General features: G+C 70.0%; 11 protein-coding genes. 8 read left to right on the top strand and 3 right to left on the bottom strand.

Annotated elements, in window-relative coordinates:
- Nucleotides 1-27: 27 nt before the first annotated feature.
- Entirely contained in the window at nt 28-264 is a 237-nt protein-coding gene (locus tag A5663_RS16920; RefSeq protein WP_068151480.1) for a CsbD family protein, read from the bottom strand.
- A gap of 129 nt (nt 265-393) precedes the next feature.
- Entirely contained in the window at nt 394-597 is a 204-nt protein-coding gene (locus tag A5663_RS16915; protein ID WP_068151477.1) for a hypothetical protein, read from the bottom strand.
- Between the two features lie 164 nt (nt 598-761).
- Between A5663_RS16915 and A5663_RS16910 the strand changes: the two genes are divergently transcribed.
- Together A5663_RS16910 and A5663_RS16905 are read left to right on the top strand one after the other, a co-directional pair.
- Entirely contained in the window at nt 762-1,736 is a 975-nt protein-coding gene (locus tag A5663_RS16910; RefSeq protein WP_197503435.1) for a glycosyltransferase, read from the top strand.
- A 23-nt stretch (nt 1,737-1,759) separates the two neighbouring features.
- Nucleotides 1,760-2,986: a glycosyltransferase gene (locus A5663_RS16905; RefSeq protein WP_068151474.1), complete on the top strand. Its 1,227-nt coding sequence runs from the start codon at nt 1,760-1,762 to the stop codon at nt 2,984-2,986.
- Between the two features lie 5 nt (nt 2,987-2,991).
- On the opposite strand, the gene A5663_RS16900 is transcribed toward A5663_RS16905, so the two are convergent.
- Nucleotides 2,992-3,879 carry a glycosyltransferase family 2 protein gene (locus A5663_RS16900; protein ID WP_068151471.1) on the bottom strand — a complete coding sequence of 296 codons (888 nt, stop codon included), beginning with the start codon at nt 3,877-3,879 and terminating at the stop codon, nt 2,992-2,994.
- A 37-nt stretch (nt 3,880-3,916) separates the two neighbouring features.
- Between A5663_RS16900 and A5663_RS16895 the strand changes: the two genes are divergently transcribed.
- Genes A5663_RS16895 through A5663_RS16870 form a run of 6 tightly spaced genes read left to right on the top strand, consistent with a single transcriptional unit; the run spans nt 3,917 to nt 11,010 of the window.
- The gene (locus A5663_RS16895) at nt 3,917-4,885 is read left to right on the top strand and encodes a UDP-glucuronic acid decarboxylase family protein (protein WP_068151468.1); all 969 of its coding nucleotides are present in this window, start codon (nt 3,917-3,919) and stop codon (nt 4,883-4,885) included.
- A gap of 9 nt (nt 4,886-4,894) precedes the next feature.
- Complete coding sequence (locus tag A5663_RS16890; protein WP_068151466.1) at nt 4,895-6,553, top strand: carbamoyltransferase C-terminal domain-containing protein; 1,659 nt, start codon at nt 4,895-4,897, stop codon at nt 6,551-6,553.
- On the top strand, nt 6,550-8,043 hold the full coding sequence (locus A5663_RS16885) for an HAD-IIIA family hydrolase (RefSeq protein ID WP_068151463.1): 1,494 nt from the start codon (nt 6,550-6,552) through the stop codon (nt 8,041-8,043). Before A5663_RS16890 ends, A5663_RS16885 begins: the two co-directional genes overlap by 4 nt.
- The gene (locus A5663_RS16880) at nt 8,040-9,053 is read left to right on the top strand and encodes a glycosyltransferase family 9 protein (protein WP_068151460.1); all 1,014 of its coding nucleotides are present in this window, start codon (nt 8,040-8,042) and stop codon (nt 9,051-9,053) included. Before A5663_RS16885 ends, A5663_RS16880 begins: the two co-directional genes overlap by 4 nt.
- Nucleotides 9,054-9,106: 53 nt before the next feature.
- Nucleotides 9,107-9,655 (top strand): SIS domain-containing protein, encoded by a 549-nt coding sequence (locus A5663_RS16875; protein ID WP_068151486.1) that lies wholly within the window; start codon nt 9,107-9,109, stop codon nt 9,653-9,655.
- A complete protein-coding gene (locus tag A5663_RS16870) occupies nt 9,652-11,010 on the top strand; it encodes a PfkB family carbohydrate kinase (RefSeq protein ID WP_068151457.1) in 1,359 nt (452 codons plus the stop codon). The genes A5663_RS16875 and A5663_RS16870 overlap by 4 nt, the downstream gene beginning before the upstream one ends.

The following is an 11,010-nucleotide window of genomic DNA, read 5'->3' as shown; positions in this document are numbered from 1 at the left end:
CGGCTGGGCTTTTCTTCTTGGACAGGCTTACTGTTCGGACTTCTCACGCTGCTCGGCGGCCTTTGCGCCACTCCGCGCGGATTCCGCCTCGGCCTCTTTCTGGGCGGCGTCACGCTGGGCGTCGGCCTTGTCCTGCTGGGCCTTGCCTTCGCGGACCATGTCGTCCTGTCCGGTGACGGTGCCGACCCCTTCCTTGACCTTTCCCTTGACGCCTTCGACGACGCCCTTGACGCCTTCCTCAGGGCCACTGTTCTTGTCGCTCATGCTCACCTTCCAACGTGCGGTGGATCTGGTTCATCAGGTTGGTCCAACACCGGGGAACTTCCCGGTGCTCCGGTCGGGTTCCCGACGCTCTGAGCGACTAAACGTGGCGCGCCGCGTGGCCGGCCGCGGTCACTGATCGACGACATCGTCGTCGGCATCGAGCTCCACCGCCTCCATCTGCTCCTGCCAGTCGGCCGGCGACACCTCCATCGGTGGACTCGCTGCGGAAGCGGCGGGCTCCTCGTCGTCGGACGGCGGTTCGCTGGCGGCGCGCTGCTGCTCCACCGCGTCGGCGACCGGGACGTCGTCACGAAGCCTTTCGTTTTCTGGCATAGCCGTCGGATACCCGGTCGCCCTCCGCGGAAACGGGCCGCACTGACCTGCTGAATCCACGATGCGAAGTGCGTTGTCCCCATTGCGAAGCGGCGGATATCCGGTATGCGAAGAGTCGCTCGGAGAACCGTTTTGCTCCAGATGTGCTCGGGTAGGCGGACGGCATGTCACCCCTGTCGGCTCCGCGTTCGGTGCTGCTGTGGCACGTGCACGGCTCGTGGACGGAGTCCTTCGTCTCGGGCCGTCATCGCTGTGTGTTGCCTGTGAACGACGAGAAGGACGCAAACGGACGCGGTCTGTGTGGTCGCAATTGGCCACGCGCACAGGAGGTTTCAGTAAAGGATCTGCGCGACGAGGCCATCGACCTGGTGCTGTTGCAGCGTCCGGAGGAGATCGAGCTCGCCGCCCGCTGGCTGGGACGGCGGCCCGGGGTCGACGTGCCCGCCGTTTACGTCGAGCACAACACGCCGCGGCCGTTCGCGGTGGACAGTGTCCATCCGCTTGCTGACCGCGCCGACATCCCGATCGTGCACGTGACCGACTTCAACCGGTTGATGTGGAACAACGGCGACGCGCCCACCTGCGTCATCACCCACGGCATCGCCGACCCGGGCCTGCTCTACACCGGGGAGGTCGCGGCCGCCGCCACGATGATCAACGAACCGTGCCGCCGCTGGCGCACAGTGGGAACCGATTTGCTGGCGGGGTTGGGCGAGCATGCCCCGATCGACGTCTGGGGAATCGACACCGACGTGCTGACCGAGTGCATCAGTAGCGCTCGGGTGCGGGGCAGGGGCGACGTTCCCACCGCGCAGTTGTTGCCCGAGGTCGCGCGGCGGCGGGTCTTCCTGCACACCGCCAGGTGGACATCGCTGGGCCTGTCGCTGATCGAGGCGATGTTCATGGGGATGCCGGTGGTGGCGGTGGCCTCGACCATGGCGCCGCTGGTGCTGCCGCCCGAAGCCGGGGTGGTCAGCGCCGACGTCGACACGCTCGCTCGCGCGCTGGCCGGCTTCGTCGCGGACGGCGCGGCCGCCTCGGCGGCCGGAAAGGCTGCGCGCGACGTGGCCCTGGCGCACTTCGGAATCGAACGCTTCCTCGCGGAATGGGACGACCTCATCGACGAGTGCTGCCGATGAGAACGACGGAAAGGGGGACCCCGATGAGGATCGCCATGGTGTCCGAGCACGCAAGCCCACTCGCTGCGCTCGGCGGGGTCGACGCCGGTGGGCAGAACGTACACGTCGCGGAACTGTCCGCAGGCCTGGTCAGACGCGGCCACCAGGTGACCGTTTACACCCGCAGGGACGACCCGGATCTGCCCGAGCGCGTCGAGACGCCGCAGGGCTACCACGTCGTGCACGTCCCCGCCGGGCCGGCTGAGCAGATACCCAAAGACGACCTGCTGCCCTACATGGGCCCGTTCGCCCAGTTCCTCGACGCCGAGTGGTCTGCTGACCGCCCCGACGTGGCGCACGCCCACTTCTGGATGTCGGGCATTGCCACGCAGCTCGCCACGCGTCACCTGAATCTGCCTGCGGTGCAGACCTTTCACGCGCTCGGCGTGGTGAAACGGCGTCACCAGGGCGTACAGGACACCAGCCCGCCGGAGCGGCTGCATCTGGAGGCGATGGTCGCCCGCACGGCGACATGGGTCGCCGCCACGTGCACCGACGAGGTGTTCGAGCTGATGCGCCTCGGCAGGTCACGCGACCGAATCTCGGTGGTGCCCTGCGGAGTCGATCTCGACCTGTTCAGCCCGGCAGGTCCGGTTGCGCCACGCAACGACATGCACCGCATCGTCAGTGTCGGCCGTTTCGTGCCGCGCAAAGGCTTCGACGTGGTTGTGCGCGCATTGCCGCAGATGCCCGACACCGAACTGGTGATCGTTGGGGGACCCGACGCCTCGCAGCTGAGCTCCGATCCCGAGGCGTGCCGATTGATCGAGCTGGCAACGCAATTGGGTGTGGCCGACCGGGTGCGGTTGTACGGTGCGGTGTCCCGCGACGAGATGCCCGCGATCCTGCGTTCGGCCGATGTGGTGGCCTGCACTCCGTGGTACGAGCCGTTCGGCATCGTGCCGCTGGAGGCGATGGCGTGCGGAGTCCCGGTGGTGGCGTCGGCGGTCGGCGGGATGCTGGACACCGTCGTACACGACGTGACCGGACGGCTGGTCAAGCCGAAACGCCCGGACGAGGTCGCCAAGGCCGTCAACCATCTGATGCACGACGACTTCCTGCGGCAGAGCATGGGGGCCGCGGGGCGCGACCGCGCGCGGGCCCGCTACTCATGGGACCGAATTGCCGCCGACAGCCAGCGGATCTATGACCGGCTGGTGCCGGTCCGCGTTCCGCTCGCCGAACCGACGACGAGTCTGTCGTCCGGATGACCGGCTCAACTCGACTCCAGCAGGGACACGGCCTGTTCGACCGCGCTCGGCAGCGGCCGTCGCCGAGCCATCACCGCGGGCAGCCGCGCGACCGCTTCGACCGCGCCCCGGGCATGGTCGCGATCCCGCAGCGCCGCCAGGGCAAGACGTCCAGTTGCGCTGAGGCAGCGCCGAATCGGCCGGCGCAACCAGGTGGTGAGCACATCGTTGCGCAACACCCGTGCTTGTTGGGCCGCGGTGGTCGCGCGAACCGTGGACGGCTGGTGTATCGCAACCAATCGCGGGTAGTAGCAGAGGTCCCAGCCGGCCGTTGCCATGTCGAGCGCGAGCAGTTGCTCCTCGCCGCGGAAATGCAGGATGTCGCTGAAGCCGCCCGCTTGCTCGAACGCGCGCTTGCGCACCATCGCCGCGCAACTCATGAAGCCCAGAATCGACGGACCGGGCAGGTCCGGCCGGTGACCCAGCGGACTGTCCGCGAGCAGGGTGCAGAACCGGTCCTCGGTGCGCTGCGGCAAGACGATGGTGCGGGCGGCCAACAAACCCACGGACGGATGACGTTCGAACGCTTCGGCACCCATGGCCGGAGCCTCCGGCACCCACCAGGAATCGTCGTCGCAGAACGCCGCGTAGGGCGTGCGGCACGCCGCCACCCCGACGTTGCGGCCGACCGCGCCGAGGTTGACGCTCAGTTCGACAAGCTGCAGCCGGCCGGCGGATCGCGCCGTGAGCTTCCTCACGGCGGCGGCACTGCCGTCTGTGGAAGCGTTGTCCACCACCACGATCGGGCACGGCGTGGTGTCCAGCAACCGGGTGAGGACGCTTGCCAGTTCCGCGGCGCGGTTCTGGCTGGCGATGACGAACGAGACGTCGGTCGGGGCTGCTGGGCCTCCCATGTCCGTGCTGGCTACCCGGCGATCGGCAAGGCAAACGATGCATGACATCAAATGCGCTCTGGTGGCCGGCGGCGGCGGGTTCGTCGGGCGGCACCTGTGTGAGCGACTGCTCGACAGCGGTGTCGAGGTGGTCTGCGTCGATGATCTGTCCACCAGCGCCCCGACCGCCGCGGAGTCGCTCCTCGACCGGCCTGGTTATCGGTTCGTCCGCCACGACATCGGCGAGCCGCTGCCCGATCCGCCTGCCGGGATCGACACCGTCTTCCATCTCGCGTCGCCCGCCTCGCCGGTGGACTACTTCCGGCTGCCGATCCACACGTTGCGCACGGGGGCGCTCGGCACCTCCCACATGCTCGAACTCGCGCAACGCTGCGGCGCCCGGCTGGTACTGGCGTCCACCAGCGAGGTGTACGGCGACCCGCTGGAGCACCCGCAGCGCGAAACCTATTGGGGCAACGTCAATCCGGTCGGCCCACGAAGTGTCTACGACGAAGCCAAGCGGTTCGCCGAGGCGCTGACGTTCGCCTTCCGACGCGAACGGGGCACGGATGTCGCCGTGGCCCGCATCTTCAACACCTACGGGCCCCGGATGCGCCCCGACGACGGCCGGGTCGTACCCACGTTCTGCCACCAGGCCCTGGCCGGCGAACCGATCACCGTCAACGGCACCGGGCGGCAGACGCGGTCGCTGTGCTATGTCGACGACACCGTCGCGGCGCTGATCGCGCTGGCCGAATCCGACTGCGCCGGACCGGTCAACATCGGCAACCCGGACGAGCTGACCGTGCTGCGCATCGCCGAGATCATCCGCGATCTGGTCGGCAGTGCCTCGGCGATCGAGTACCGCCCGGCGCAGCAGGACGATCCACAACGGCGTTGCCCCGACATCACGCTGGCGCGCGAACTGCTCGGCTGGAGCCCTCAGGTGAGCTACCCCGAAGGCCTGTCCGCAACCGTCGACTGGTTTCGCACCGAGTCGTCAGCCGTTGCGCTGCAGGGGAATTAGGAGGAGTCGATGCGCATTCTCGGAATCAATGCGGTGTTCCACGATCCCGCAGCCGCGCTGGTCGTCGACGGCCAGATAGTCGCCGCCGCGGAGGAGGAGCGGTTCACCCGCCGCAAGCACGGCAAGCAGGCGGTGCCGTTCTCGACGTGGGAGCTGCCGGTGGAGTCTGCGCGTTGGTGTCTGCAACAGGCCGGTCTGCAACCGTCGGACCTCGACCTGGTCGGTTACTCGTACGACCCCCGGCTGATGGACGAGTCCGCCGAGGGGCTCGACGGTCTGGACCGCGACTGGGAATACCTTCGTACCCTCTACGCCGAGCGGGCGCCCCGATTCCTGCGGTCCGCTCTGCCCGGCCTGGACCCGGGCATCGTGCGGCACGTCCGACACCACGTCGCGCACGCCGCGTCGAGCGCGCTGGCGTCTCCGCACCCCGACTGCGCGGTCCTGGTGGTCGACGGGCGCGGCGAGCGGTCCTCGATGCTGGCCGGAAGCTACCGTGACAGCAAGCTCGACGTGCTCGCCACACAGTCGCTGCCCCACTCGCTGGGCCTGCTGTACGAGAGCCTGACCGAACACCTCGGCTTCAAGCGGTCCAGCGACGAGTACAAGGTGATGGCGATGGCGTCCTACGGGACACCGCGGTTCGCCGACCATTTCCGCGAACGTGTCTACGCCTGCGCGGACGGCGGGTTCCGCACCGAACCGGTGGACTGGGACGCGATCACCCCCGCGCGGGCACCCGGCGCGGGGAAGGGCGGACACGCGCTGGACCGGCCCGAGCCCGAACACGCCGACCTGGCATGCAGCGTCCAAACCGTGGTCGAAGAGGTGCTCCTGGACCTCGTCGGGTGGCTGCGTGACCGCACCGACCACGAAAGTCTCTGTCTGGCAGGGGGAGTGGCGCTCAACTGCGTGGCCAACTCGAAGATCCACCGTCGGGGCGGCTTCTCGGATGTCTGGGTACAGCCGGCGGCGGGTGACTCGGGGACCGCGCTCGGCGCCGCGCTGGCGCTGGCGGGTGAGGCCGGTGAGCCGGTTTCGCCGATGCCGTCGGCCGCGCTGGGGCGCGGATTCTCCGACGACGACATCGCCGCCGCGCTCGACGAGGCGGCCGTACCGTACGAACGGCCCGCGGACTTCGCCGCCGCTGTCGGCGACGCGCTGGCCGACAACAAGTTGATCGGCTGGTTTCAGGGCCGCGCCGAGTTCGGCCCGCGCGCGCTCGGCCACCGCTCACTGCTGGCCGATCCGCGGCGCATCGAGAACCTCGAGCGGCTCAACACCGTCAAGGGCCGTGAACAGTTCCGTCCCGTCGCGCCGATGGTGCTCGCCGAACGTGCCGCCGAGATCTTCTCCGGCGGACCGATTCCCAGCCCGTACATGCTCTTCGTGCACGACGTCGCCGCCGAGTGGCGGAACCGGATTCCGGCCGTCACCCACGTCGACAACACCGCGCGCATCCAGACCGTCGACCGCAGCCATCCGTTGTTGCACGACACCGTCAGCCGGTTCGCCGCCCGCACCGGCGTGCCGGTGATCGTGAACACGAGCTTCAACACGGCGGGCAGGCCGATGGTCGACAGCCCGCGCGACGCGCTCGAATGCTTCGGCAGCGCACCGATCGACGTGCTGGCGATCGGGCCGTTCATCGTCAGGAGGCCGGGATGACACCGCGATTCGCGGTGGTGATACCGACGATCGGGCGGGCGTCACTGCACCGTCTGCTCGCGGAGCTCGACGGATCGGTGGGCCCGGCCCCGAGCGCGGTGATCGTCGTCGACGACCGGCCCGTGCCGCACCCGCCGCTGGCGATCGACTCGCGCCTGCCGGTCACCGTGCTCACGAGTGGGGGACGCGGCCCGGCCGCCGCCCGCAACGTGGGATGGCGCGCCACGCGCACCGACTGGGTCTGCTTCCTCGACGACGATGTTGTCCCGCAACCCAATTGGTTCGCCGCAGTCGCCGAGGACCTGGCCAAGGCCGAGGTGGAGGAGGCGACCGGCTCGCAGGGTGTGATCGAGGTGCCCCGCGTCGCCGGACGTAAGGCCACCGACGACGAGCGACGGACCCAGCGCCTCGCCGACGCCCAGTGGATCACGGCCGACATGGCGTTTCGGCGCGACGTGCTGGTGGCCGTCGGCGGCTTCGACGAACGCTTTCCCCGGGCGTATCGCGAGGATTCGGACATCGCGCTGCGAATCACCCAGGCCGGCAACAAGATTGTCCGCAGCACGCGCTGGTGCACCCACCCGGTCGCGAAGGCCACGCTGATGAGCAGCGTGCGCGCCCAGATCGGCAACCGCGACAACGCATTGCTGCGCCGCAAGTACGGCAGAAAGTGGCGCGCGGCGATAGGCGAAGGCCGCGGCCGGCTACCCGCTCACTCGCTGACCGCGGCTGCCGCCGTCGTAGCCGCCGCCGCCACGCTCGCCGGGCAGTGGCGCACCGCGCGCTTTGCAGCCGCGCTATGGGCCTGTCTCACCGGCGAATTCGCCGCGCGGCGGTTCTGGTCGGGTCCTCGCACTCTCGGCGAGGCCGGGCGGATGCTCCTCACCAGCGTCCTGATCCCGCCCGCCGCGGTCGCGCATCGCCTGATCGGGCAGTGGCGATTCCGCGCGGCCCGACGCGATCCGCCATTGGCGGTGCTGCTCGACCGCGACGACACGATCATCGAGGACGGCCCCTACCTGAACGACCCGGCCGGCGTGCGTCCGCTGGCCGGTGCCAGAGAAGCGCTGAACCGCCTGCGCCGCACCGGGATCCTGCTCGCCGTGGTCAGCAATCAGTCAGGCGTCGCCAAGGGGCTGATCACCCCCGAGCAACTCGCTGCCGTGAACGCAGAAGTCGATGCGGCACTTGGCCCGTTCGGCTCCTGGCAGGTCTGCGTGCACGACGCCGGCGACGGCTGCCAGTGCCGCAAGCCGGCGCCGGGGATGGTGCGGGCGGCCGCGACGGCGCTCGGCGTCGATCCGTCCCGCTGCGTGATGATCGGCGACACCGGCGGTGACGTCGAAGCCGCGCTGTCAGCCGGTGCCGACGCGGTGCTGGTGCCCACGGAACGGACCCTGCGGCACGAGATCGACGATGCCCGGCGGCGGGCCCGGGTGGCCGACTCGTTCGAGGAGGCCGTCACCCTGATCCTGAGAGACTGCCGATGAACCGGGCTCTCGTCGCGCGACTGGACAGCGCAGGTGACGTGTTGATCACCGGCCCCGCCGTGCGGGCCGTCGCCGAACGGCACGGCGCGGTGACGTTCCTGGCGGGACCGCGGGGGCGTGCGGCCGCCGAGCTGCTGCCGGCCGTCGACGACATCATCGAGTGGCAGGCGCCGTGGGTCGACTTCGACTCACCGGAGCTCACGGCCGGCCACGTCGACGCACTGGTCAAGCAGCTGCGTGACCTGGCACCCGAACGGGTCTACATCTTCACCTCGTTCCACCAGTCACCGCTGCCGCTGGCGTTGATCTGCCGGATGGCCGCGGTGCCGTGGGTGGGTGCGATCAGTGAGGACTACCCCGGCACGCTGCTCGACTTACGCCACCACGGGCAGGGCGGCATACCCGAGCCGGAACGAGCGCTGTCGCTGGTGCGGGCGGCCGGCTGCGAACTGCCCGACGGCGACGACGGCAGGCTGCGGGTCAGCGCTCCGGCCCTGCCCGACGAACTGCGCGAAAGTCTCTGCGACACCGGGTTCGTCGCGTTACACCCCGGCGCCGCTGTGCCTGCCCGACGGCCGACGGCCCAGCGGAGCGCCCGCATGGTCGACGCACTGGTCGCGGCGGGCCACCGGGTGGTGGTGACCGGTGATCCCGGCGAGGCCGATCTCACCGCGGCGGTCGCCCGCGACGTGGCCGTCGACCTCGGCGGGCGTACCTCGCTCGCCACCCTGGCCGCCGTCTACGCCGCCGCCGACGTGGTGGTCGCACCCAACACCGGCCCCGCGCATCTCGCCGCGGCTGTCGGAACCCCCGTGGTCTCCCTGTTCGCCCCCGTCGTACCGGCTGAGCAGTGGGCCCCGTACGGCGACAACGTCATTCGGCTCGGTGATCAGCACGCTGCGTGCCGGCTCACCCGGGCCCGCGTCTGCCCGGTCCCGGGCCATCCCTGCCTGGACGGGATCACCGACGACGAACTGGTCAGCTCGGTCAATCGGATTGGAGGTCCGTGATGACACCGACGATCGAATCCCATTTCGGGGCATTGTCACAGGCGGTCACGCACATGAGTCCGCAGGCGCCGAAAGTGGCGGCCTGGGGTGAGCGACTCGCCGATGTGCTCACCACCGGCGGCCGACTGCTGGCGTGCGGCAACGGCGGCAGCGCCGCCGAAGCCCAGCACCTCACCGCCGAGTTGGTGGGGCGCTTCCGCGACGAGCGAATGCCGTTGTCGGCGATCTCGTTACACGCCGACACCTCGGCACTGACCGCGATCGCCAACGACTACGGCATCGACGAAATGTTCGCCAGGGGTGTGCGGGCGCACGGCCGGCCCGGCGATGTGCTGGTCTCGCTGTCGACCAGCGGCACCAGCCCGAACGTGCTCGCCGCGGTCAAGGCTGCGCATGAAACCGGTTTGACCACATGGGCGTTCACCGGTCCGCATCCCAATCCGCTCGCCGCGATGTGCGACGACGCCGTCTGTGTCGAGGCGCCGAGCACCGCGACGGTGCAGGAGATCCATCTTCTGCTGGTGCACGCGCTGTGCATCGCCGTCGACGGCGCCCTGCCGATCGACACCGAGCCAGCCGACACACTGGGAGCCGGCTCATGAACGGACCACTCGTCATCGTCGGCGACTCCATGCTGGACGTCGACATCGAAGGCAGCGCAACGCGGCTCAGCCCCGAGGCGCCCGTACCGGTCGTGGACGCCGAGCGCATCTGGCAGCGGCCCGGCGGCGCGGGTCTGGCCGCCGTGCTGGCCGCACGCCAAGACCGCGACGTGGTCCTGGTTACGGCCGTCGGCGGCGACGCGGACGGTCAAGCGCTCACCGACCTGCTGACCGAGGCCGGTGTGCGGGTCGTGGGACTGAAGCTGTCGGGCGCGACGGTGTGCAAGACCAGGATTCGCGCGGGCGGCCAGTCGATGCTGCGACTCGACCACGGCGACGGCTCGGCGGCCGCCGATCGGCTGCCGCCTGCGGTCGCCGAGACGATCGACGGCGCGGCCGCGATCTGCGTGGCCGACTACGGCCGCGGCGTCACCGCACACGACGAGATCCGCCAGCTGTTGACCCGGGCAGCCGAACGGGTGCCGGTCGTCTGGGACCCGCATCCCCGCGGCGCTGACCCGGTGCCGGGCTGCTGGCTCGTGACGCCGAATTCCAGTGAGGCACGGGACCGATCACCGGAGTCGCTGCGCCAGCAGTGGGACGCCAGGGCGGTGTGCGTGACGCTCGGCCCGCGCGGTGCACTGCTCGCGACCGCAGATGGCAACTCGCACCACCCGGTGCCCGAATCGGCCGCACATGCCGGCCGCGGTGACACCTGTGGCGCCGGTGACCGGTTCGCCATCGCTGCCACGCTGGCGCTGGCCACGGGCCGTGACACCGCGGACGCGGTCGCCGAGGCCGTCGAGGGGGCCAGCCGGTTCGTCGCGGCAGGCGGCGCAGTAGGGGTGTCGACCGCGGCACCGGTCGTCCAGAGTCGTTCAGCGCCAACTCAATCCACCGCTATAACCGGCAGCATCGCCGAGGTCCGCGATCGGCTCCGCCGGGGTGGCGGCACATTGGTGGCCACCGGCGGGTGCTTCGATCTGCTGCACACCGGTCACGTGCGACTGCTGCGGCAGGCACGTGAACTCGGCGACGCGCTCGTGGTCCTGCTGAACTCCGACGCATCGGTGCGGGCGCTGAAGGGAGCGCGACGGCCGGTGACCGCCGGCGAGGACCGGGCCCGGGTGCTGGCCGCCCTGGCGTGCGTCGACGCGGTGGTGATCTTCGACGAGCTGTCGCCCGAGGCGGCACTGGACCAACTGCGCCCCGACATCTGGGTCAAAGGCGGTGACTACACCGAAGCCGACCTGCTCGAGGCGGGTGTGGTGCGACGGCACGGCGGCGAAGTGGTGCTGCTTCCGACGGTCGCGGGTTACTCGACATCGAATCTGATCGCCGCGGCGCGGTCGTGA

The organism is Mycobacterium sp. E740, from assembly GCF_001672895.1.
In the GTDB taxonomy this organism is placed as follows: domain Bacteria; phylum Actinomycetota; class Actinomycetes; order Mycobacteriales; family Mycobacteriaceae; genus Mycobacterium.
This window is presented reverse-complemented; position numbering and strand designations above follow the sequence as displayed.

Excerpts from the sequence above, each read along its gene's own strand:
- A5663_RS16900 (WP_068151471.1), bottom strand. The coding sequence starts at position 3,879 with ATGGGAGGCCCAGCAGCCCCGACCGACGTCTCGTTCGTCATCGCCAGC.
- A5663_RS16915 (WP_068151477.1), bottom strand. The coding sequence starts at position 597 with ATGCCAGAAAACGAAAGGCTTCGTGACGACGTCCCGGTCGCCGACGCG.
- A5663_RS16885 (WP_068151463.1), top strand. The coding sequence starts at position 6,550 with ATGACACCGCGATTCGCGGTGGTGATACCGACGATCGGGCGGGCGTCA.
- A5663_RS16905 (WP_068151474.1), top strand. The coding sequence starts at position 1,760 with ATGAGGATCGCCATGGTGTCCGAGCACGCAAGCCCACTCGCTGCGCTC.
- A5663_RS16870 (WP_068151457.1), top strand. The coding sequence starts at position 9,652 with ATGAACGGACCACTCGTCATCGTCGGCGACTCCATGCTGGACGTCGAC.
- A5663_RS16910 (WP_197503435.1), top strand. The coding sequence starts at position 762 with ATGTCACCCCTGTCGGCTCCGCGTTCGGTGCTGCTGTGGCACGTGCAC.
- A5663_RS16880 (WP_068151460.1), top strand. The coding sequence starts at position 8,040 with ATGAACCGGGCTCTCGTCGCGCGACTGGACAGCGCAGGTGACGTGTTG.
- A5663_RS16875 (WP_068151486.1), top strand. The coding sequence starts at position 9,107 with ATGAGTCCGCAGGCGCCGAAAGTGGCGGCCTGGGGTGAGCGACTCGCC.
- A5663_RS16920 (WP_068151480.1), bottom strand. The coding sequence starts at position 264 with ATGAGCGACAAGAACAGTGGCCCTGAGGAAGGCGTCAAGGGCGTCGTC.
- A5663_RS16895 (WP_068151468.1), top strand. The coding sequence starts at position 3,917 with ATGCATGACATCAAATGCGCTCTGGTGGCCGGCGGCGGCGGGTTCGTC.
- A5663_RS16890 (WP_068151466.1), top strand. The coding sequence starts at position 4,895 with ATGCGCATTCTCGGAATCAATGCGGTGTTCCACGATCCCGCAGCCGCG.